The organism is Blautia wexlerae (genome assembly GCF_013300825.1).
Classification (GTDB): Bacteria; Bacillota; Clostridia; order Lachnospirales; family Lachnospiraceae; genus Blautia_A; species Blautia_A wexlerae_B.
In genome coordinates, this window is the sequence record NZ_JAAIMY010000004.1 from 136,705 (window position 1) to 158,971 (window position 22,267).

The 22,267-nt window shown below is 44.1% G+C and carries 18 protein-coding genes; all 18 read right to left on the reverse strand.

The features are described from left to right. Nucleotides 1-12: 12 nt before the first annotated feature. The 18 genes from G4417_RS03930 to G4417_RS04015 all read right to left on the reverse strand — a co-directional run bounded on the left by G4417_RS03930 (nucleotide 13) and on the right by G4417_RS04015 (nucleotide 22,077). On the reverse strand, nucleotides 13-699 hold the full coding sequence (locus tag G4417_RS03930) for a nucleotidyltransferase family protein (protein ID WP_118341894.1): 687 nt from the start codon (nucleotides 697-699) through the stop codon (nucleotides 13-15). A 6-nt stretch (nucleotides 700-705) separates the two neighbouring features. Next, the gene (gene yqeC / locus G4417_RS03935; protein WP_118341896.1) at nucleotides 706-1,422 is read right to left on the reverse strand and encodes a selenium cofactor biosynthesis protein YqeC; all 717 of its coding nucleotides are present in this window, start codon (nucleotides 1,420-1,422) and stop codon (nucleotides 706-708) included. Continuing rightward, a complete protein-coding gene (yqeB, locus tag G4417_RS03940) occupies nucleotides 1,382-2,260 on the reverse strand; it encodes a selenium-dependent molybdenum cofactor biosynthesis protein YqeB (RefSeq protein WP_055057729.1) in 879 nt (292 codons plus the stop codon). The genes yqeC and yqeB overlap by 41 nt, the downstream gene beginning before the upstream one ends. Continuing rightward, nucleotides 2,257-2,757 (reverse strand): xanthine dehydrogenase subunit XdhC, encoded by a 501-nt coding sequence (gene xdhC, locus G4417_RS03945; RefSeq protein WP_008703273.1) that lies wholly within the window; start codon nucleotides 2,755-2,757, stop codon nucleotides 2,257-2,259. The genes yqeB and xdhC overlap by 4 nt, the downstream gene beginning before the upstream one ends. Next, a complete protein-coding gene (xdhB, locus tag G4417_RS03950; RefSeq protein ID WP_173682695.1) occupies nucleotides 2,754-3,638 on the reverse strand; it encodes a xanthine dehydrogenase subunit XdhB in 885 nt (294 codons plus the stop codon). Before xdhB ends, xdhC begins: the two co-directional genes overlap by 4 nt. Nucleotides 3,639-3,653: 15 nt before the next feature. Continuing rightward, nucleotides 3,654-5,927, reverse strand: coding sequence for a xanthine dehydrogenase subunit XdhA (gene xdhA, locus G4417_RS03955; protein WP_173682696.1), 2,274 nt, complete (start codon nucleotides 5,925-5,927; stop codon nucleotides 3,654-3,656). Between the two features lie 340 nt (nucleotides 5,928-6,267). Continuing rightward, the gene (locus G4417_RS03960) at nucleotides 6,268-6,759 is read right to left on the reverse strand and encodes a 4Fe-4S binding protein (protein WP_173682697.1); all 492 of its coding nucleotides are present in this window, start codon (nucleotides 6,757-6,759) and stop codon (nucleotides 6,268-6,270) included. A 2-nt stretch (nucleotides 6,760-6,761) separates the two neighbouring features. Further along, a complete protein-coding gene (gene xdh, locus G4417_RS03965; RefSeq protein WP_173682698.1) occupies nucleotides 6,762-9,344 on the reverse strand; it encodes a selenium-dependent xanthine dehydrogenase in 2,583 nt (860 codons plus the stop codon). A gap of 258 nt (nucleotides 9,345-9,602) precedes the next feature. Beyond that, nucleotides 9,603-12,602 carry a putative selenate reductase subunit YgfK gene (ygfK, locus tag G4417_RS03970; protein WP_008703280.1) on the reverse strand — a complete coding sequence of 1,000 codons (3,000 nt, stop codon included), beginning with the start codon at nucleotides 12,600-12,602 and terminating at the stop codon, nucleotides 9,603-9,605. Nucleotides 12,603-12,715: 113 nt separating this feature from the next. Beyond that, nucleotides 12,716-14,047, reverse strand: a complete 1,332-nt coding sequence (ssnA, locus tag G4417_RS03975) for a putative aminohydrolase SsnA (protein ID WP_008703281.1) — start codon at nucleotides 14,045-14,047, stop codon at nucleotides 12,716-12,718. A gap of 344 nt (nucleotides 14,048-14,391) precedes the next feature. Beyond that, the gene (locus G4417_RS03980; RefSeq protein WP_128866275.1) at nucleotides 14,392-14,991 is read right to left on the reverse strand and encodes a histidine phosphatase family protein; all 600 of its coding nucleotides are present in this window, start codon (nucleotides 14,989-14,991) and stop codon (nucleotides 14,392-14,394) included. Then, a complete protein-coding gene (locus G4417_RS03985) occupies nucleotides 14,984-15,364 on the reverse strand; it encodes a bifunctional adenosylcobinamide kinase/adenosylcobinamide-phosphate guanylyltransferase (RefSeq protein WP_022381052.1) in 381 nt (126 codons plus the stop codon). Before G4417_RS03985 ends, G4417_RS03980 begins: the two co-directional genes overlap by 8 nt. A 10-nt stretch (nucleotides 15,365-15,374) precedes the next feature. Then, on the reverse strand, nucleotides 15,375-16,151 hold the full coding sequence (locus G4417_RS03990) for an adenosylcobinamide-GDP ribazoletransferase (RefSeq protein ID WP_173682699.1): 777 nt from the start codon (nucleotides 16,149-16,151) through the stop codon (nucleotides 15,375-15,377). 45 nt (nucleotides 16,152-16,196) lie between these two features. Next, nucleotides 16,197-16,739: a bifunctional adenosylcobinamide kinase/adenosylcobinamide-phosphate guanylyltransferase gene (locus G4417_RS03995; protein WP_173682700.1), complete on the reverse strand. Its 543-nt coding sequence runs from the start codon at nucleotides 16,737-16,739 to the stop codon at nucleotides 16,197-16,199. Next, nucleotides 16,739-17,791, reverse strand: coding sequence for a nicotinate-nucleotide--dimethylbenzimidazole phosphoribosyltransferase (gene cobT, locus G4417_RS04000; RefSeq protein WP_062807719.1), 1,053 nt, complete (start codon nucleotides 17,789-17,791; stop codon nucleotides 16,739-16,741). Before cobT ends, G4417_RS03995 begins: the two co-directional genes overlap by 1 nt. Before the next feature lie 24 nt (nucleotides 17,792-17,815). Continuing rightward, nucleotides 17,816-18,232 (reverse strand): GtrA family protein, encoded by a 417-nt coding sequence (locus G4417_RS04005; protein ID WP_008703288.1) that lies wholly within the window; start codon nucleotides 18,230-18,232, stop codon nucleotides 17,816-17,818. A gap of 13 nt (nucleotides 18,233-18,245) precedes the next feature. Continuing rightward, on the reverse strand, nucleotides 18,246-19,181 hold the full coding sequence (locus G4417_RS04010; protein WP_026648482.1) for a glycosyltransferase family 2 protein: 936 nt from the start codon (nucleotides 19,179-19,181) through the stop codon (nucleotides 18,246-18,248). A 160-nt stretch (nucleotides 19,182-19,341) separates the two neighbouring features. Further along, on the reverse strand, nucleotides 19,342-22,077 hold the full coding sequence (locus G4417_RS04015; protein WP_173682701.1) for a YfhO family protein: 2,736 nt from the start codon (nucleotides 22,075-22,077) through the stop codon (nucleotides 19,342-19,344). Between the last annotated feature and the right edge of the window lie 190 nt (nucleotides 22,078-22,267).

Here is a 22,267-nt window from a genome sequence, read left to right on the forward strand (position 1 = left end):
TTCAAACACGCTCTAGTGGACTGCTATAGATTCATAATAATCAATATCTTCCAGCTCCCTGCCTTCTTCTATCTCATAAACCTGCGTATCATCCAGATGTTTCATGATCACTTTTTTACCGCCTTTATCCCCTTCCAGAGAAAGCAGCTCATTGTAATATTTCCTGTCAAAAATACATGGATTTCCCATTTTCCCCTGATAAGAAATACAGGCGATTCCTTTGGAAGTGTTTAAAAACACATGGATCAGTTCACAGATTGTCTCACTGGTAAGCCAGGGCTGATCAGACACAGTAAAAAGCACTGCATCTGCATCCAGGCTGGCATTCAGACCGATTTTTACAGAGGAAGAAATTCCATCTTCCGGATGGGGATTATACAAAACCTGTATTTCCTTTGTTTTCACTGCTTCTGCAATGGCATCATATTGAGTAATAACAATAATATTACAGATTATTTTTGCTGTGATATTATTTCTGTACAGGTTATTTAACTGAACAATATCTGAATTATTATCATTATTATTATCCTCTGTAATATCTGAATATTCCGAATAGCTATTTTCTATTTTCTTCTTTGTATCATCCAGTTGTTCCAGCACATGTCGATACATAGGTATTCCGTCTATTTCATATAACAGTTTATTTGCCCCAAAACGGCGGCTGTTTCCAGCCGCCAGCATGATCATTGCAATTTTCAAAATAATTTATTCCTCCAAAAGGCTTCCGTAAGCCGCTACTGTATTCTTCCTTTCCAGTTCCTCAACAATGTGCTCTGCAGGTTCTTTCTCTCTGAGTATATCTGACTTGTTCAGATACACTCTGTATACTCTTTCTTCCACATCCTTAAAAAGTCCGCAGATAGAAGTTGCAATCTTTACAATGTCTTCTTCAGTGATCGGAGCTTCCAGACTTTTCCTGAGAAATTCCGAGGTACGTTCCATACGGTAAGCACTCTGACTGATTGGCTGTCCCAGACAGTCCAGCCCGATCACACTGATCACAATGTCCGCACATCTTGGGATTACAGGCTCCCATTTCTCCGGAACCTTTACCGGATGATGCTTTGCTCCGTCCGCCTCCACAAGCATTACATCGCACAATTCTCTCAGTTCTTCCAGTTTTTCTTCTGTCAGAGACACATATTTACCGGTATCCTCCTCATATTCCGCAGCAATCACATATCTTTCTTTGTCCAGAAGTTCTTTTACCCTGACTGCATCTCCGCCCCTGGCAAACGGAAGTTCAGACTCTCCTGCCATATGGGTGGTCGTGGTAATGATCACTCTCTTTCCCTTATCGATCAGTTCATCTGTAAGACGGTAGATCAGGCTGGTCTTGCCGCCGCCGCCAACTACAGCGATCACAGGGTATTTTTCATAATCAATCTGCAGCAGTTCCAGAAAATCGACCTGGTGTTTCATATGGCATCACTCCTTCTGAAAGCAGGATTTCCAATACACTGCCTGCAATACAGCGGGCTTTGTCGGAAATCGTGAAACAGTTTTTCTTTTGTTCTTTACGCGGATCAATATCTGCAATTTTCATCCCCTTCGGTACTGTAAATCCATCCCTGATCATGCCACGCAAAACTCCTGTAAGAGAAGCCCTGACAGGTGTATCTCCAATCCAGGCAAGGACCTGATCCTTCTCCACGATATCTGCAATCTTTGAGATACAATGGATTTCCCCTGAAACAGGAGCATGAAGTACACGTTCTTTTCCAAATCCTCCAATGATACCCGGAATTCCTGTGTTTGGCATAGCAGCACCTTTTGTGATGATTCTGGCAAGATTGTGGCCTCTCATAGTCTCCACTACATAATCCACATCCTCACCTGCCACAAATCCCGGTCCAAGACCAACGGTTAGATCTGCCATCTCTCTGGTGGTTCCAAGATTCTTTTTTGCAAGAATTGCATCTATCAGTGCTGCAGGTCTGTATTTCTTAAGGACAGTTCCTTCTGTGTCTGCCATAAGAGGAATCTCCCCGGCTTTCCAGACTGCCTCGCATTCCTCTACACTGTCAACTTTTCTGCAGAGAACTCCTTCCACAGAAGACTGCCCGTCGTAAACAGCCTCGCAAAAAGAAACCATTCGCCTGATCGCAGTGGGTTTCTCACATTCCAGTACCAGAAGACGGTAGCCGCATCGGTATAATCTGTGGATCGTACCGCTGGCCAGATCACCGCCACCTCTTATTATTACAACATTTTCCGGTTTATTGTCAGATTTTGGGACATTTGTGTATCTGTTTGTCATCTTACTGTCTTTCCTCTTCTTGTCTCATTTTCATCCATTACTTTTTCCACCGCATTTACAATGTTCTCATAACCTGTGCAGCGGCAGAGATTTCCTGCCATATGTTTCCGGATCGCATCTCTTGATAATTTCTCTCCACGTTCCAGTAAAACAGTGGCAGACATGATAAATCCGGGAGTGCAGAAACCGCACTGTATGGCACCTTCTTCGATAAATGCCTCCTGAATCCTGGTAAGTTCTCCGTTTTTTTCCAGACCTTCCAGTGTACGGATATTTTTACCCTCCGCCCAGACTGCCAGATAAATACAGGAGTCAATAGTCTCTCCGTCTATGATTACTGTACAGGCACCACATTCTCCTACTTCACAGCCCTTTTTTACAGAAGTCAGTCCAAGCCGGTTGCGAAGCATATCAAGCAGTGACTCCCTTACATCTACATATTCTTCAACTTCTCTTCCGTTTACTGTACATCGTACAAGCTGCATCTGCTTTTTCATATGCGGTCACCTCCTGCAAGTTCTACGGTACGTCTCAATGCCCGTGCCGCAATTTCTCCGCCGATCTGAAGACGAAATGCCCTGGATGCTCTCCAGGAATCTCTCGGATTGATTTCCTCCCGGATCAGCTGTGCTGTCTTTTCATACAGGCTTTCTTCTATCTTCATGCCCTTCAAAGCCTCTTCTGCCTTTGTGCAACGGTACGGAACCGGAGCTGCAACTCCAAAGGTAATGCGCACATCTTCTATCACTCCTGCCTGTTGATCTACCTTGCTCATCACACTACAGCTGATCGTTGCGATATCCATGGCATTTCGCATGGAATACTTAATATAATGACCATGATACCCTTCATATTCTTTTGCAGGAATGATCACATAGGTCAGGATCTCTCCCTGCCGCAGATCCACCCTGCCGGGTCCAAGATAGAAATCTTTTACAGGTACAAGACGGCCTTCCTTTCCATCTTCCAGCCTCAGCAATGCGTTCAGGGAAAATACGGTCGGTGCACTGTCCGCACTGACTGCTCCGTTGCAGATGTTTCCACCGATAGTACCAATATTTCGTACCTGTGGTCCTCCTACCTGATCTACAGCCTCGCCAAGAACCGGAATATATTTCCTGATAATTGCATCATTTGTTATATGTGAGAAGACAGTTCCGGCACCAATATAAATATCTCCGTTATCCGCCATTTTTACACCCTGGATTTCTTTGATCCCATGGATGCTCACCAGAGAAGTTCCGGCAAATTTTCCCTCCCGGATCTTGATCAGTACATCACTTCCTCCTGAAATGATCCTGGCATCCGGATGTTCATTCAGTAATCTCACAGCATCTTTTACACTTTCAGCCTGATAATAGTTCTCAATATCGTACATAAAATCCCCTCCCCTCTAAATAAGTCCGGCCTTCATAAAGCCATCGATCAGTCTCTGTGGTGTCAGAGGATTTTCATTAAAGGCTACACCTGTTGCATGAAGTACTGCATTACGGATTGCCGGTGCACCCGGAATTGCCGGCGGTTCACCCAGTGCTTTGTTTCCGAAAGGTCCAATCGGATCATCAAGTTCCACAAAATCTGCCTTGATATCAGGAGTATCCATCATTGTCATCAGTTTATAGTCCAACAGGGTTCCGTTCAGTGGTCTTCCTGTTTTCTCATCCAGAATGAGCTGCTCCGACAGACCGTATCCCATTCCCATAGACATACCGCCCTGTACCTGCATTTCAGCCAGTTTCGGATTAATAAGCTTACCGCTGTCATGCACATTAATGATATGAAGGATTTTAATCTTGCCAAGCTTTATATCAACTTCCACTTCAGCAAAGCAGCATCCTGTGGCAATCGTATTTTTCTTTACCTGCTCGGAAACCTCTGCTGTAATAACAGAAGAATTGCCAAGACTGTAATAACTTTCCAATGCAAGATTTCCAAGAGATATTGCCGGATCCTTTCCTGCCATGATCCACCCATGATCAAGCCTCAGTTTCCTTGTCTCTTCAGGCAGCAGCTCTTTTGCATAATCCAGAATCTTTTTCTTCAGAAGATTTGCGCAGTCTTTAACAACTGTTCCTGTTACAAACGACTGTCTGGATGCATAGGCACCGGTATCAAATGGTGTTACATCAGTATCCTGGACCGTCTGGATATGAACATCACTGATATCCATATTTAAAATCTCAGCCGCCATCTGGGAAAATACCGTATCAGCACCCTGACCGATTTCAGTAGCTCCCAGCATCAGGCCAACACTTCCATCCTGATTCAGAGTCATTCTTGCACCTGCAATTTCCAGTGAGATCGGCCATACACCTGTCTTATAGGAGAAAAGTGACATTCCGACGCCTCTGCGGATATTACCTGTCTGGTTTGTATATTCTTTTCGTTTTTCTTCCCAGTGGATATAATCTGCACCTTTTTCCAGACATTCAAAAATCCCGTTGGTGTTTGCTGCGATCGGCTTCAGGTAAGCATCCTCATAATATCCTTTGATAAGATTTTTCTTTCTGAACTCCAGAGGATCCATCCCGATCTCTTTTGCAATATCATCCATAAAGCACTCAATTGCAAAACATACCTGCGGGATCCCGTATCCACGCATCGCTCCGCCTACCGGTGTATTCGTATAGACAGTATATGCCTCTCCTTTGATATTCGGACATGCATACTGCAGCCTCCAGGCAGTCAGACCATTAGCTGCTATGGCGTGTCCATGGGAGGCATATGCTCCCTGATTGGAAATAGCCAGCATATCCTTTGCAAGAAGATGCCCCTCACTGTCAACACCTGCCGTCAGATCATACTCAATAGAATGACGGGTTCTGGTGTTGCAGAAAGTTTCCTCTCTGGTTATATCGAGTTTGACCGGTCTGCCGCCAACCTGCGTGGTAAGAAACGCATTTAACGGTTCATACAGCACATCCTGCTTATTTCCGAATCCTCCACCTATGTATGGCTTAATGACTCTGATCTTTCCCCATGGGATTCCAAGAGCCTGCCCGATCACACGCCGGACAATATGCGGAATCTGAGTGGAAGTCACAACTATGATCCTGCCATTTTCCATGTATGCACAGGAAATTGGATTCTCAATGTGGCAGTGCTGCACGATCGGGGTTTTATAACTGCGTTTTATAACTGTTTCGGATTCCTTCAGCCCTTGTTCCACATTTCCGATAAAGTAATTGGAACGGACAAGTACATTGTCCTTTTTATCAAAATGGATTGGCGGTTTGCTTCCATACATGGATTTACGCGGATGGATTTCTACCGGATATTCTTCATATTCAACTTCGATCAGGCGCAATGCCCTCTGGGCTGTGATTTCATCTTCTGCCACTACAGCAGCAATATCATCTCCGTAATAACGGACTCTTCCGGTAAGGATATTGCGGTCTGCAACATCTTGATGAGCCAGCTCCACAGACCAGGGATGTCCCGGCGTAGGATAACAATGATTCGGTACGTCTTTAAAAGTAACCACTTTTACTACGCCGTCCAGAGCCTCTGCTTTACTGGTATCGATTGATTTTACGATACCGTTTCCGATCTTTGCGTGATAGATTTTTGCCACCAGACAGTTGGCAGGAACCAGGTCATCAGTAAATTTTGCACGTCCTGTAACTTTGTCATAGGCATCTACTCTTGGAACACTCTTTCCAATCATGTTTTCACCTTCTCTGTATTTATTTTTGGTTATTATTATAGAAGGAGCCGGACACACCCCAAGGTATCTGTCTGTTCCCCTCAGGACTTATGTCCGGCTCCGAACCATGCTACTTTCCTTCACCTTTTTTCTGACATTAGGCGAATTTACTTTTTATTTGCATAATTGTTATCTGTTTTCTGATTTGAGTATAGCATATTTGGATATGAAATTGCAATCTTTTATTCAATTTTTACGTATTATTTTCCTATTAACGAAGTTGTCTGATTGGGTTACTGTTCACTGAGAATATCCTTTGTAATGTATTACTAAGAACAGAGTGAACAGTAACCTGATTTACTTAACGTATTTCTGTCAATATTCCATGCAGGTCGCGGATAACGTGTCTTGGGCATTTCACTGCGCACATACCACAGCTCAGACATATGGATTCCTCGATTACTGCACAGTTGTCTTTTACTTTTATCGCACCGGCTGTGCAGGTCTTCTCGCAGATTCCGCAGCCGATACAGCTGACGTTACATTGCTTCTTTGCTTCTGCACCTTTTTTCTTATTGGAACATTTTACCACAATGTAGTTTGCACACTCATGGACATGGATCACTTTCTGCGGGCAGACTTTCGCGCAGGCACCACAGCCAATGCATTTCTCCTCATCCACTTCCGCCACACCATACTCATTGATGGAAATGGCTCCGAATTTACATTTATCTATACAGGCTTTACATCCGATACATCCATCTGCACAGCCGGCCTCACCTTCGGCTGATCTGCACCCCCCATTACATGCAACTATAGCCGCGCGATATGGAAATTTCTTCTTTACTGCCATATTCAGCACTTCCTTTCATATGGTGTTCCGGTCAGAGGAAGACTATACTGTCTTTCACCATTCCATCTGAAATATGCATCTGCAATTGCAGGTGCAGTTGGGATAGAGGTGATCTCACCGATTCCAATGGCACCACAGGCTACATTCAGTCCCGGTTTGTCAACAACGATGGCATCGATTTTCGGAATCTCATGAGAGCGGAACAGACCAAGCGATCCATACTTGTCAATTGGTTTACAGTTCTCATCGATCGGATAACGCTCTCTCAGTGCAAATCCTATGGACATCACTACGCCGCCCTCGATCTGGCCTTCACAGGACAGTGGATTGACTGCTTTGCCCACATCATGAGCAGCAACCATTTCCTCAATCTTACCTGTTTTCTTATCCAGGATACATACCTGCGTCGCATAGCCGTAAGCTACATGTGAAACAGGATTCGGCACATTTGCGCCAAGAGGATCTGTCTTTGCAAGATATTCCCCATAATAAATTTTACCGATCACGTCATCAATGGTCTTACCTGCATTGCGGTCCTCCATAACCTTATCACAGGCTCTGCGGCAGGCTTCTCCTGTTACCAGAGTCTGTCTGGAACCGGAAGTTGTACCTGAATCCGGTGCAAACCAGGTATTACTTCTCTCATATACAATATCTTCATGCTTCAGATCTGTATTGGTGACTACTATCTGTATCAGGACTGTACCAAGTCCCTGGCCGATGCAGGAAGCACCGGAATAGATGTGCAGTTTTTTATCTTCCTCAAATACAAGTTTCACGCGACCTGTATCCGGGATACCGACACCGACACCGGCATTCTTCATGGCACAGCCGATTCCCACCGGTTTTCCTTCTTCCAGGGCAGCATCATACTTCTCCTTTACAGCCTCCAGTGTCTCCACAAGACCTGTAGAATTATCTACGATCTGACCATTCGGAAGTGTCTCACCGGGACGGATCGCATTGCGGTAACGGATTTCCCATGGAGTGATACCTACTTTGTCCGCCATCATATTCAGCAGGGTTTCTGTTGCAAAACAGGTCTGGGTTACACCAAACCCGCGAAACGCTCCGGCAGGCGGATTGTTGGTATAATAAGCAGTTCCTTCAATCTCGAAATTCTCATAATGATAGGGACCTGCCGCATGAGTACATGCACGTTCCAGTACAGGACCGCCAAGAGAGGCAAATGCACCTGTATCTGATGCTACTTTTGCTTTTACCCCCATGATATTGCCGTTCTCATCGCAGCCCATGGTCATATCCATATAGAACGGATGACGCTTCGGATGAACTAGCAGTGATTCCGCTCTGGCCAGTTTCATCTTCACCGGTTTCTTAGTAGCATAAGTGAGCAGCGCAGCCAGATGCTGTACTGTCATATCTTCCTTTCCGCCGAATCCGCCGCCTACAAGTGCATTCTGTACCTTTACTCTGTCCGTTCCAAGTAACAGGGAACACTCATGTAATGTCTGGTGTGCAGACTGATCTGTGGAATATACGAAAATATCTCCGTCCTCATCATACAGAGCCACTGCGCACTCAGGCTCAAGAAATGCATGTTCTGTCCATGGGGTTTCAAAATGATGACTGATCACATATTTGGAATTACGGATTGCTTCATCTGCATTTCCTCTGCTGATATGTTTATGTGCACAGATATTATTTTCTTCTTCATCAAATACCTTCGGTGCATCCTCTGCCGCTGCTTCCTCAATTGTACGAATGTGAGGCAGCACTTCATATTTTACTTTGATCAGTTTCTTAGCTTTCTCAGCTGTTTCTCTGTCTTTTGCAGCAATAACGGCAATGGCATCTCCAAGATAATGTGTCAGACCCCCTACAGGTATCAGTGAATACTGATCATGTTTCAGATGTCCGATCTTATTCTCTCCCGGAATGTCCTCTGCTGTTAATACCGCTTCTACCCCGGAAAGTGCCTTTGCTGCTGCTGTATCGATCTCAAGTACACGTGCACGTGGATATTTACTTCTGAGTGCCACCCCATACAGCATTCCGTCAAAGTAAAAATCATCCGGATATTTGCCGGTTCCCAGTACTTTCTCCTCCACATCCACTCTGGATACTCTGTGTCCTATATTCCAGTCCGGATCCAGATCATCCGGGATCACACCCGTCTTTAAAACTTTCGCAGCCAGCCTTACTGCATCCATAATTTTTACATAGCCCGTGCAGCGGCAATAGTTATTGCGCAGTGCATATTTAATCTCATCATCTGTGGGCTCTTTGTTCACGTCCAGAAGAGCCTTTGTACACATTACCATACCCGGAATACAGAATCCACACTGAACAGCACCTGCTTTTCCATAAGCGTAGGTATAGACTTCCCTCTCCCATTCAGTCAATCCTTCTACTGTGATCACTGTCCTGCCATCCAGTAAATCTGTGTCCGGCACACATGCCTTGCATGTTTTTCCGTCAATTATAACTGTACAGGCTCCGCAGGCTCCTTCACTGCAGCCGTCCTTCACTGAAGTCAGATGAAGTTCATCCCTCAAAAAGCGCAGTAGTTTCTGATTTCCGGTCGGTTCGACCTTTTGTCCATTGACTGTAAATACTGCCATATCGGACTCTCCTTTCTTTTTCGCACGTCTGCCAATTAGGGCAGTCAGCAAGAGTTTCCCTCTTTCTGTTTTTTATCTGCCTGTGATACCGCATGAATTTATTACAAAAGTAACATGCGGCCGCGATTCAGCCTGATATGCAACACTGTCCACAGCCTTTTTCTGCTGTGGACAGCGTTAAATATTTCTTTATAAGTTATCTGATATTACAAAATTAAATTTTTTTCCAGCTCTTGATTCCTGTTGTCACTATGATTATTATTTCATGATCAGATAGCTGTAATCATCGATCACTGCACAGATCAGTCTGCGAAGACCTTCATACAACTTATCATTTGCATCATCTGCCTTGCAGTCAGAAATCTGACCAAGGAGACGAACCTTGCACTCTTTTGTCTCCGGATTGATCACTGCAAATCCATCATTTGTGCTGTCTGCCATATCTGCCTCAGAAGCGAATAATGTGAATTTATCCTTGTACGGTGCACTTGCATATGGACAGAAGCTCTTGCAGTTGCCGCATTCATTACACATGTAATCCACATGGATCACCTGATTCATTGCCATTCCCGGAACTTTGATGGAGATGTTTGCTCTGTTTGGACATACATCTACACAATTCTCACAGACTTTATTACAGGTCAGGCAGCGTTCACTTTCGTTCGCAGCGTCTTTACTTTCTTTGAGTATAGCTTTTTTGGAGTAACAGTCTTTTTCTGTTCCCGGTACAGGCTGTCCTTTTACAATATCATGTCCAAGGATTGCTTTTGCAGCAACCTGTGCGTCGCGGATCGCTTCTACGATCGTAGCAGCTCCCCTTGCACCGTCACCGACAACGTAAACACCTTCTGCACTTGTCTCCATTGTCTTATCATTGATGCGGGCTTTTCCACGCTCATTGACCGCAATACCATTTGCTTCATAGAACTCAGTCGGAACTTTCTCGCCAACTGCAACAATCACTGTATCAGCCAAAACTTCTTCTGTTTCGCCCGTTTCTGTTACACCTGCACGTCCGGAAGCATCCATGCTGCCAAGTTCCATCTTCTTACAGAGCAGTTTGCCGTTTTCCAGAGATACAGGAGAAAGAAGTTCTTTGAACTCTACGCCCTCTTCCAGTACTTCCAGTAACTCATCTTCTGCTGCTGGCATATAGCGTTTGGTTCTTCTGTATACCAGGTAAACATGTTCTACACCTTCTGTACGTTTCGCAGCTCTTGCAGTATCCATGGCAGTGTTACCGCCACCGATCACAACTACGTTTTTACCCAGCGCAACCTTACCGTCAGTTGCTTTGAAATCTCTTAAGAATTTCAGAGCGTTGATGGTTTCACCCTTTTCAAGCTTCAGAGTACCCGGTTTATTTGCACCTGTTGCAACGATCACTGCGTCATAACCCTGTGCTTTTAATTCCTGTACGGATTTCACTTCTGTACCTGTTTTGATCTCCACACCCATCTTCTGGATGAAGGAAACATCTTTATCGATTGCATCATCAGAGATACGGAATCCCGGGATCACATAACGGATCACGCCGCCGGCTTTCTCTTCTTTCTCAAATACTGTTACAGAAGCACCTGCTCTTGCAAGGAAGTATGCAGAAGCAATACCTGCAGGACCTGCACCTACAACAGCTACTTTCTTACCGTCTGCTGTGCCTGCTTTGATCTCACCGATCACTGTATCATATCCGTTTTGTGCTGCGATGAGCTTAGTGTTGCGGATATTTACAGGTTCTTCATAGAAGTTACGTGTACATTTGTACATACAGTTGTGCGCACAGAGAGTACCTGTGATAAATGGAAGTGCATTTTTCTCAAGGATAACTCTTAATGCCTGTGCATAATCGCCTTCTCCTGCCAGCTTCACATAGGTTGTGATATCCTGGTGGATCGGACATCCTTCTTCGCATGGAGCAAAGAAACAGTCAAGGAGCGGAACCTCTGAATCAGTTTTTCTCTTAGGAAGCGGTTTGATGCTCTTTACATGGTGAGCATCTTTTTTCGCATCCTCGGCCAGCTGCTCAAGTGCAGCTACATCAATGCCTTTCCATTCTTTCACACCGTCAGCCATTACTTTCTCTGCCATCTGTGTAAATCTCTGATATCCGCCCGGCTTCAGAAGTGTAGTTGCCACTGTTACAGGCCATACACCACATCCGACGATACGGTCGATATTATAGTAATCAGCACCGCCTGAATAAGCGATACGGAGTTTTCCGTCAAATTCCCGGGAAAGTCTGGCTGCAAGAGAAATGGATAACGGGAAAAGAGATTTTCCGGACATATACATTTCTTCGCTTGGAAGTTCATTTCTTGTAACATCTACAGGGAATGTATTGGTGATCTTCACACCAAACGCAAGGTTCAGTTCATCTGCAAGTGCCTGCAGTCTCTTAAACATCGGAATAGCATCTTCGTACTGTAAGTCATCTTTGAAATGGAAATCACCGAATACCATATAATCATATCCCATGTCATCCATGGTCTTTCTGGCAAATTCATATCCCAGGAGAGTCGGGTTGCATTTGATAAATGTGTTCAGATGTTTCTCTTTAAACAGATGATTTGCAATGCTCTCAATCTCGTTTGGAGGACATCCATGGAGAGTAGAGATTGTTGCGGAATTACAGATATCAGACGGAATCGCCTCAATATCCTCTTTTGTAACTTTTTCAAATTTATCTACATTGTCCAATAACCACTGTTTACATTCTTTAAAGATTTCAGTATCTTTTGCTTCCATCATACTGTCAATGAAAGTATTAACCTTTGGCTCTTTGATCCCTGCAAGATCATATCCAACGGAAATATTGAACTGGAATCCGTCCTGTGCACCCAGATCAAATTCTTTGGCGATCACATGCAGGATAAACCATGCTTTAATATATTCTCCCATTGCCTGAGGAACATAAAGCTCTGTAGACCATTCACAGTTATATCCTTCATCATCTGCAAGGATACATGGTCTGTTGATACAGGCTGCAAGCTCTGCACCGTCCATCTTCTGAACTGTTTTCAGTTCAAAGAAACGTGCGCCTGCATAATAAGAAGCAACAATGTTCTGTGTTAACTGTGTATGCGGTCCTGCTGCAGGTCCGATCGGTGTTTCCAGATTTCTCTCAAATATATTCAGCTTCCTGTCAGTTCCCGCTGCATAAGCTCTGTGCTGTCCGAAAACTGTTCCTTTTGTTTTCTTTTCTTCTAATACCCAGTTCATTAACTGTTCAAAGGGCATACAGGTCATGACTTCACTCATAATCCGATCCTCCATTATTTCATACGGTATGGCTTCTCTCCATCCGTTCTATATTTTGTTTACATTTATTTTTGCCAGGCAGAAAACTTATCTTCTTTACAATTCTTTACAGATTAACCATTAATATCATCTGCAAGTTCTTTTGCAGCCTGACGGCAGTCTGCCATAACTTTTGCCTCGTCGCATACAAGGACTTCGCGGTCTTTCATCAGGACTTTACCGTTACATACAGTAGTCTGGACCATGCTTCCGTTTACACCGAACATCAGATGTCCGTTAATGTTGCTTTCATTCATTGGTGTCAGCGGATCATAATCGATCACGATCACGTCTGCTGCCGCACCCTCTTTCAGGACACCGAGCTGTTTCTTAAAGTATCTGTTTGCAATCTTTGCATTTCCTTCAAAAAGCATCTGTGGAACTTCTCCCCAGGCTGCGTTCGGGTCGCAGAGGCTGTGTTTGTGTAAAACATTTGCAACCTTCCAGGATTCCATCATATCATGAGTATATCCGTCTGTACCAAGACCTGTGAGGATTCCCTTCTGTACCATTCTCATGGTTGGAGGACATCCGCATGCATTACCCATGTTAGATTCCGGGTTATGTACAACCATGGTATCTGTATCTTTGATCAGATCCATCTCATGTTCATTCACATAGATACAGTGACCGAGCAAAGTCTTCGGTCCAAGGATGTTCCAGTCATGAAGACGGTCAACAATACGTTTGCCATGCTCTTTCAGACACTGATGGAGATCGTAAATGCCTTCTGCTACATGGATGTGATATCCAACACCTTCCGGTTTCAGTTCATTGCAGAGAGCCATTGTCTCATCAGAGATTGTAAAGGATGCATGCATACCCATCATTCCGGCGATCATATCACTGTCGTCTGCAAGTGCATGCTTGATAAAATTCACGTTCTCCATTACAGATTCTCTGGATTTCTCCATTCCGTCACGGTCAGAAATCTCATAGCAGAGGCAGGTACGCACACCTAAATCCTTCGCAGCTTCCTCGATCGCATTGAGGGAACCTGTAATATGGCCAAAGCTTGCATGGTGGTCAAACACTGTGGTTACACCATTCTTGATAGAATCAATGTATGTAGCATATGCAGAAAGCTTTGTCTGCTCCAGTGTCAGATGACGGTCAACTGTCCACCATAAGCCATCCAGAATATCCAGAAATCCCTGAGGATTATATCCGTTAATGCTTAAGCCTCTTGCGAAGGAGCTGTAGATATGCTCATGGGCATTAATAAATGCCGGCATGATAACCCCACCCTTCGCATCAACAAATTCAGCATCCGGATAAACTTTCTTTACCTCTTCAGTTACCCCCACCATTACTATGGTGTTACCATCCATTGCTACAGCACCATTCTCCAGGAATGGGTTGGATGCGTCCTGTGTGATCATTCTTCCATTACCAATTACCAGCATATAGTTCCTCCTTTCACTTGTTAAAAACTACCAATTCGCTACTGCTTTTTACCTTTTGTTTAGGAATTATGTACTAATACTGTAACATATTTCTCCGGATAATGCAAGTAGAATTTACAAAAACTTTTTGGTTTTTCAAATTTTTTTTAGGTTTTATACTATCTCCGGTGAACAGATAAAAAAAGAACGGGGCAGTCATTGATGACAATGAACAACCTCGTTCTTTTTTTGATTTTCCTGTTTTCTGATGAAGCTGATTTTATGACAAATTTTCAGGTTTGTCAACAATTTTTGTAAGATAGGGGAGTTATTTAGTTACTGTGAACGGAGTGAACAGTAACGAGTTATCCTTCCATAATCGCAGAATTAACCCTGAGCTGTTTTCGTCCATTCTTCCATAGATTCTCATCCAGCTCCACCTCATAGCCGCCGCCATTTCTCACATGCCACTCATAAAATGGTTTCTGTATATCTGCATACTCTTCCATGATATTCATGATCGTACCGCCATGGATGACAAGTGCCGCCTCTACCACATGGCTGCGGATACATCCGGACACAACCCTGTCAAATCCTCTCAGGTTTCTGCTTTTAAACCCTTCCCTGCTTTCTCCTCCCGGAAAAGGCAGAGTACCGTTGCTGTCAATCCATTCCTGATAGTGCGGATTACCTTCCAGCTCTTTATAGTTCTTATTTTCAAATTCTCCGAAATCGCATTCTGCCAGTTCTTCAATAATATGTACCGGCTCTCCCGGAAAAAGGATCTCTGCTGTCTGCACGCATCGTTTCAGAGGACTTACATAAACCGCCTGAACCTTTGGATAATCCATCTTATGCAGAAACTCTGTTCCCTCCTGACATAACGGCTCATCCGTTGTGCCGATATATCTGGAAAGTTTATTCCCTTCTGTTTTTCCATGTCTGATCAGCCATAACTTAATCATCTTTGATCACCGTTCCGATCCCGCAGATCACGCGCGTCACCTTATGGCTGTATGCTGCCAGCTTCGTACATACACGCCCTACAGCCTCTCTGTATTTTCTGTCAAAAGCATCCACAGGTACAACCCCGTACCCTACCTCCTGAGAGACAAGGACAATATCCGGATTCTTACAGATGATTTTTTCCGCAAGATCTGACACATCTTTTCCATTCTCCAGTTCACTGCGGATATACTGCTGAAAACCAGTCACACCCTGAGCATTCATCAGTTCCTCCTCTGTGACAGAACCGCCGTCACTCCACCTTAACTGTGGATACTGTTTCCTGGCATATTCAGTCTTTCCCTGATATGCACCGCCGATTATCATTTCCATACTCTTCTCCTCAAAAATTAGAAACCACCGCCAGGATCAATGCCATCCCAACTTCACAGATACAAAGAAAAAATCCCGAAATATCCCCGGTTGTCCCGCCAAAGTACTTCATCGCAATATGATGATAATACCAGAAAATCAGCAAAGCTCCCACAAAAGCCAGACTTCCCCATACAGGCCGGATCAAGATCATTCCCGCAGCCAGAATCACCAGATAGACGATCAGCACATTTCTCGAGAGCACATCTGAAGAATTTCTGGAAAACTCAGCAACTGTACCGTCTGCCTTTGCTTTCGGAAAGGAAATAACTCCGATTCCTGACAGACATCTGGAAACCATAAAACCAAGGCTCAAAATTCCGATCGCCCTCATATTCTCTGCGCTGTTAAACAACTGACTGTAAGCGCCGTACCAGGCAATGAAATATACCGCCGCAGTAATAACGGCAAAAGCACCTGCATGGGAATCCTTAAGAATCTCCAGCCTTCTGCTTCTCTCCTGCCAGGAACTCAGGGCATCCGAAGTATCCAAAAGACCATCCACATGGATCCCGCCTGTCACAAATACAGGTACCAGCACCAGCACTGCTGTCACGAATCCCGGCTGATACCCAAACCGAAGTCCCAGATACGCCACCAGCATAGTCAGCCCGCCGATCACAGTTCCGATAAACGGAAAAAAGCAGAACATATACTTCATATTTTCCTTTGTCCAGTCAGCGCGGGGCATGGGAATCTTAGAAAACATGGCAAATGCCACCTTAAAATTATTCCATAAAGATTTCATTGATTAATTCCTCTTTTTCATAGTATGTTAATCCTGTCAAATGTATTATTTGCAAAGATTGCTGCAGGTATCTGTGGATTTGTGAAAGACTGGTATCCCATATACAACTTCCACCACTTCATCAGCTCTCTGCGCAGCAGCCTGATTGATTTTTCCCAGATATTCCAGATAAGAATCCATATCTCCATCAAACACAACCGCATCTGAAAAAATCTCATTTGTAACGATTACCACATGAGCAGCCTGTTCCAGCAGATTCTTAATCCCTTTTGTAACTTCCGAAACTGTCCGGTCATGGGCTCCCTGCTCTTCAAACATTTCATTTGCCACCAGATTCGACATACATTCCAGAAGCACCACACATCCGGCAGGCAGTTTCACATTTTTGAGCCCTGTATAGCACTCAACTGTCTCGAAACCTTTTCCTGCACGCATCTTTTGGTGTCTCTCGATCCTTTTATGGCTCTCTTCATCAAAAGGGTGCATGGTCGCTATGTAAATCCTCTGTGCATCTCCGAAAGAAAGCACCCTGTCTTCCGCAAAAGCGGATTTTCCGCTCCCGCTCCCCCCTGTCACAAGCGTCAGCATTATTTCAACTCCTCATACTGTTCCACATGGATATCATCAAAAGTACTCATAGAATGATAAACCGCTGCTGCCAGATCAAGGATCGGGAATAAAGCTACTGCTCCGGTTCCCTCGCCCAGACACATATCCGCATGAATGATTGCCTCTTTCCCCATATTCTCAAGGATCAGATGGGCAGCAGGCTCTTTTGATACATGGGATGCAAGAATATAATCCCTCGCAGCCGGGCAGATACGCATGGCGATCAGCGCAGAAACACAGGAAATAAATCCGTCCATGACTACAGGAATACCATAAACCGCACCTCCCAGAAAGACACCTGCCATTCCAGCGATATCAAGACCGCCTACCTTTGCCAGAACATCAATGGCATCCTCAGGATCTGGTTCATTTAATGCAATGGCTTTTTTGATCGCATTGATCTTGCGCACAAGTCCCTCGCTGGTCAGACCTGCGCCGCGCCCTGTCATCTCTTCCACCGGTTGTTTCAGCAACACAGAAGCAACTGCACTGCTGGTAGTTGTATTTCCGATTCCCATTTCCCCTGTTGCCAGAATCCGGTAGCCCTTATCATTCAGTTCCCTTACCATGTCAATGCCTGCTTCAAGCCCCTTTACAGCCTGTTCTCTTGTCATGGCAGGACCCTTGGTCATATTCTGTGTACCATAGGCAATTTTATGGTCTGTGCGGACTTTTGTATCCGTCACCATCCCCATATCCACCGGAAAAATCTCCGCATGGTTCTGCTTACACATCACACCGACAGATGTGTCATATTTCAGAAAATTCTCGGCAACGATGGCAGTAACTTCCTGTCCGGTCTGTGTCACACCCTCTTCTACCACGCCATTATCCGCGCACATGGCGATCAGACCTCTCCTGGAAAGATCCACCTCTGCGTTTCCTGTAATTCCCGCAATCTGGATCAAAAGAGTCTCCAGTTTTCCAAGAGAATGCAGTGGTTTCGCAATACTGTCCCATCTTTTCTGTGCAATTTCCATGGCATTGTGATCTAATGGCTTAATCTTTGCAATAGCTTCTTCCAGAGTCATGAGTTTTCCCTCTCTTTTCCTTCATTATTTTGATTTCCCTGTTGTAAACACAAAAAATTTACTGAATACATAATTCAGTATCAACACAATAAACTGTGTCAGGAATTTCCCGATCATATCATTAAGCCCCATCACTGACACAAGCAGCCATACACCGCCAACCTCGATCACCATAGTGACCAGTCTGGCACTGACAAATTTGCAGAATGGCTGAACATGATCCTTCAATGTCTCGCATTTATCCTGAAAAACATACTTCGAATTTACCACATAGGCAAACAGGATCGCCAGGATGATTGAAATAATATTGGCGATATTCAGCTCCACCTTCAGCTTTCTGAGAATGAAAAAGCTGACCAGATTTACCATAGTGGTACATCCGCCAAAGAAAATATAGCGGATAACGGAACTTTCATACATTTTTCTGATCCATTGCTTCATAAAATATATCCTCTCAGTCCTGTATATTTCCATTCTTAATTACTTTTGAAATAATATATCTCGGTCTGCGCTTTACTTCTTCATAAATCTTGGAAATATAATATCCAATGATCCCAAGACTGATCATCATGGCACTTCCCACCAGAAGCAGCACCATCAGCAGGGTGGTATAACCCTCCACTGCAGAACCTGTAAAATACTGCACAAGCGAATAGACCATAAGTACCAGCGAACAGATAAAACATATCGCTCCTGTGATTGTAACAAACTGCAGCGGAAAAGTAGTAAATGCTACTATATTTGTGAACGCATATTTCACCAAAGACCACGGAGACCACTTGGAAACGCCGGCCTCTCTCTCCTGCACCTCAAATTCCACACTGGTAGTCTTATATCCCACCCAGGAAGAAGTAGCCCGAAAGAACATATTCCTCTCAGGCATAGACAGAATACTGTCCACAGCCTTCCTGTCCATCATCTTAAAATCCGAGGCATCCTTCATATTTACCTTAGTTGCCTTAGACATGATATCATAGAAAAATCCGGCACATTCTTTATGTAAAAAGCCTTCTTTTCCTCTGTCTGCCTTCACACCCTCGATCACTTCATAGCCTTCTTGCCACAGCCTGTACATCTCAATAAGCGTCTGCGGCGGATGCTGCAGGTCACAGTCCATGACAGCCACCACATCTCCACAGGCCTGCGCCAGCCCTGCGAAAATCGCTGCTTCCTTTCCGAAATTTCTGGAAAAAAGAACGCCTGTCACATTCGCATCCCTCTCTCCTGCCTTCTGAATTTCTTCCCATGTCCGGTCGCCGGAACCATCGTTTACAACCACCAGCTCATAGGGAATCTTCGCTTCTGTAAGAACTTCCGCCAGCACCCGACAGGTTTTCCCAACCATCAGCTCCTCATTATATGCCGGAAGTACCACTGATAATTTACTCATGATGTCATTCCTCATTTTGTTTCATTCATTTACAACAGACCAATTTCTCATTCACTGTCTGTTATTCCTGTAAATATTTTCTATTTTATTATACACAAATTTACAAAAATGTCTATTCTAACAAATTTATTTCAGGCTGCCTGTAACAATGGAATTTGGATTACTTTTTCTTCCTGAACACCAGCATTACATATATAACCAGCCCCAGAACAGAAAGAAGCATTCCCGCTTTCAGATAAGGCGTACAATATGTAAGGCGTATCTCATGTGAACCAGGTTCCAGTTCCAAAGCCATAAACATGGTATTCGCCTTCTGAAGCTTCGTTTCTTTCCCGTCCACATAAGCCGTAAATCCCTTACTGTACGGAACAGCCAACACAAGAGCTTTCCTTTCGGAAACACTGATATCCCCTGTAATCTCATTCGTTCCCATTTTTACATTCTCGAGAGCTTCTTCACCCAGCTTCACAGTTTTTTCCTCAATCCCCTGCACCGGCTGACTCACAACCCTTAATTTATCATAGGTATAAACACCCGTATTGGCAAAGGTGATCGTTATAGTACGAACTCCTGATCTGGAATATCCCATATTGCAGAGAAAATCATGCCGTCCACTGTAGGCATTATACTTATCCGTAAAAATCTTTATGGTCTTGGTCACATCATTGGAGCTGACTGTCATAGCCGCTTCCTTTGATTCCTTCCAGTATCGCCACCGGCTGTCCTCATCAAGAACCTTATTTTGGTCATACTCAGACATCTTCTTCCATTGACTGTTACCAATCAGTTCTCTCGGTGAAAGACTGTCATAATCCAGATTATCTGCGATCAGGTAATTCTCACTGTCCGTAAGACCATGGAACACAAGCTTCAGCTGCGCCCCTTCCTTCGTCACCCTGATTGCTCCCTTAGACAGAGCACAACCATCCCCTGTCTCCATACGATACTGGATATTCTCATTATCAGCATCAACAGATGCCTCAGGCAGTGTACTCTCCTCAAGCACCACACCGTCCATCAAAGCCTGCTGCTTTTTTACCACATCCATTTTCTCATATTCCGATTCAGGAATATAACTGTCATAAGTATAACCCAGAGGCAGTGCATTCTCATTCTCATAAGCCCTGCACTCACTTTTTCCCTTTCCTGCAGAGCCCTTCTCTTTATTATATCCATAGGAAAGATAGCGGAAATTATCACCACTTATCACAAAATACTTCACAGAAGCCAGCCTGTCCAGGATCGTCCTTCCGTCCAGGTTCTCATAATGCTGCTCCCATGGCGTATTCAGATACATCTCACTGAAAAAATCACTGATACTGCTGTTTGCAAGACTGAAATAATAAGCAGTACTGTTCGTACCCATATACATAGAAGTATTATCATAGGGCAATGCCCCATACTGGTCATAACGATAGACACCTGAATCCCCGGCAGCAAGAACCGCCTTATCCGTATTCGACTCCAGCTTATCCAGCGACTCCTCTTCGGCTGCAAACTCCGACAGATAATCCTTCTCATAAGAATACTGATAAGAAACATTCAACATAATGCTCACCACAAGCAAAGCACTGAGAAGCCCACACATATACTTCCCCTGCAGAAAAATATTTCCAAAAGAAGTAACCGTAAACACAGCCAATACCAGAACCAGCACACCGGCCATATTTCTCTGCGTCCTTGCAGCCTTCGCAAACAGAGCCAGCACACAATACGCCACCGTCATGACAAAAATCTTCTTCTTTTCCCTCACAGTCAGAGTAAACAGCTCAGGATACGCCTTCACAAAAATATACGCGATCATCATCCCATAAGCCCAGATCCACCTGTTGGACACATAAGAGAAACCATTGAGCACATGCCCTGCAAAAGGCACCAGCAAGAACAGATTCAACAACCCAAATCCCAATTTCAGATCCAGATATTTCCTCTTCCTGGAAAAAAGCACAAATACACCCGCCATAGCAACAGCAGAATACCCGGCAACCCCCCACTGGATCATATTCTCCCCGATCAGATCACCCAGATACTTCTCATAATAAATCTTATCATATAAAAGCGGCACATAATTCTCAGCCTGAAACCTGTCCGTACCAAAAATCGTCATGATCACCGGAAGAAAAATAACCGCCGCGATCATCAAAGCCACCGCATAATAGCCGATAAACTTCACCAGCCATCCCAGAACATCCTTCACACTTCTCTCACTGAAAATCCCAAAATACCGGAAAGCCGCATAAATAAACATAAAAATACAGATCATATAAAAGAAATAGAAATTCGACATAGCCGAAACCGCAGTCGCCCAGATAAACAGCCATGGCTTCTCCCTCTTATAAATCTTATCAATCCCCATCAGAACCAGCGGCAGATAAATCATAGGATTGGAAAAATACGGATGCTTCATAGCCGCATAAATCGTCCATCCCGCAAAAATATAGATCAACGTCCCCATAAACGTCGCCTGCTTCGGATTCTTATGATAAAAACAAAAAATACTAAACGAAATCCCTGCCAGATAAATCCTCAGAAAAATCAGAATCTCATACAAAACCTCCGTCTTATTCTCCGGCACAAACACAGACAGCAAAGTCAGCGGATCCCCAATCACATAATAATGCAAAGTCGTAAGAATATCCGAACCATACCCGATATTCATATCCCACATAGGCAATTCCAGCTTATGCTCTACAAAAACCGTATGCAGAACCTCCCTCAGATATCGCCCATAATACGCCAGAGAATTCAAATGCTGCGGAATCCCATCATGACTCCACACCAAAGACTTCCCATTACCCGCAAACTGATAATAGATAAAAAAAGAAATAACCCCAAATACAAGCGTATATAATAAGTAGAAATCCTTTTTACTATCCCTGCTCACAAATTTCCTCATAACCGCTCCTTTATATTCTATCATTCTAAACCGAGTTATAAAGTTCTCACTGATTATAGACAAATATCCAATACTTGTCAAATTCATGGTCAACATTATTTTATTGTTTAAGAACGACGAAAGTATTTAAATCAGCCAGCAACCAGCCGGGGAATGACAGAACATCTGAGACGAATCTCGAGGGTTCATG

What these genes read in the sequence shown, in the direction of transcription:
- yqeC (WP_118341896.1), bottom strand. Translation starts at nt 1,422, where the DNA reads ATGAAACACCAGGTCGATTTTCTGGAACTGCTGCAGATTGATTATGAA.
- yqeB (WP_055057729.1), bottom strand. Translation starts at nt 2,260, where the DNA reads ATGACAAACAGATACACAAATGTCCCAAAATCTGACAATAAACCGGAA.
- xdhC (WP_008703273.1), bottom strand. Translation starts at nt 2,757, where the DNA reads ATGAAAAAGCAGATGCAGCTTGTACGATGTACAGTAAACGGAAGAGAA.
- xdhB (WP_173682695.1), bottom strand. Translation starts at nt 3,638, where the DNA reads ATGTACGATATTGAGAACTATTATCAGGCTGAAAGTGTAAAAGATGCT.
- xdhA (WP_173682696.1), bottom strand. Translation starts at nt 5,927, where the DNA reads ATGATTGGAAAGAGTGTTCCAAGAGTAGATGCCTATGACAAAGTTACA.
- G4417_RS03960 (WP_173682697.1), bottom strand. Translation starts at nt 6,759, where the DNA reads ATGGCAGTAAAGAAGAAATTTCCATATCGCGCGGCTATAGTTGCATGT.
- xdh (WP_173682698.1), bottom strand. Translation starts at nt 9,344, where the DNA reads ATGGCAGTATTTACAGTCAATGGACAAAAGGTCGAACCGACCGGAAAT.
- ygfK (WP_008703280.1), bottom strand. Translation starts at nt 12,602, where the DNA reads ATGAGTGAAGTCATGACCTGTATGCCCTTTGAACAGTTAATGAACTGG.
- ssnA (WP_008703281.1), bottom strand. Translation starts at nt 14,047, where the DNA reads ATGCTGGTAATTGGTAATGGAAGAATGATCACACAGGACGCATCCAAC.
- G4417_RS03980 (WP_128866275.1), bottom strand. Translation starts at nt 14,991, where the DNA reads ATGATTAAGTTATGGCTGATCAGACATGGAAAAACAGAAGGGAATAAA.
- G4417_RS03985 (WP_022381052.1), bottom strand. Translation starts at nt 15,364, where the DNA reads ATGGAAATGATAATCGGCGGTGCATATCAGGGAAAGACTGAATATGCC.
- G4417_RS03990 (WP_173682699.1), bottom strand. Translation starts at nt 16,151, where the DNA reads ATGAAATCTTTATGGAATAATTTTAAGGTGGCATTTGCCATGTTTTCT.
- G4417_RS03995 (WP_173682700.1), bottom strand. Translation starts at nt 16,739, where the DNA reads ATGCTGACGCTTGTGACAGGGGGGAGCGGGAGCGGAAAATCCGCTTTT.
- cobT (WP_062807719.1), bottom strand. Translation starts at nt 17,791, where the DNA reads ATGACTCTGGAAGAAGCTATTGCAAAGATTAAGCCATTAGATCACAAT.
- G4417_RS04005 (WP_008703288.1), bottom strand. Translation starts at nt 18,232, where the DNA reads ATGAAGCAATGGATCAGAAAAATGTATGAAAGTTCCGTTATCCGCTAT.
- G4417_RS04010 (WP_026648482.1), bottom strand. Translation starts at nt 19,181, where the DNA reads ATGAGTAAATTATCAGTGGTACTTCCGGCATATAATGAGGAGCTGATG.
- G4417_RS04015 (WP_173682701.1), bottom strand. Translation starts at nt 22,077, where the DNA reads ATGAGGAAATTTGTGAGCAGGGATAGTAAAAAGGATTTCTACTTATTA.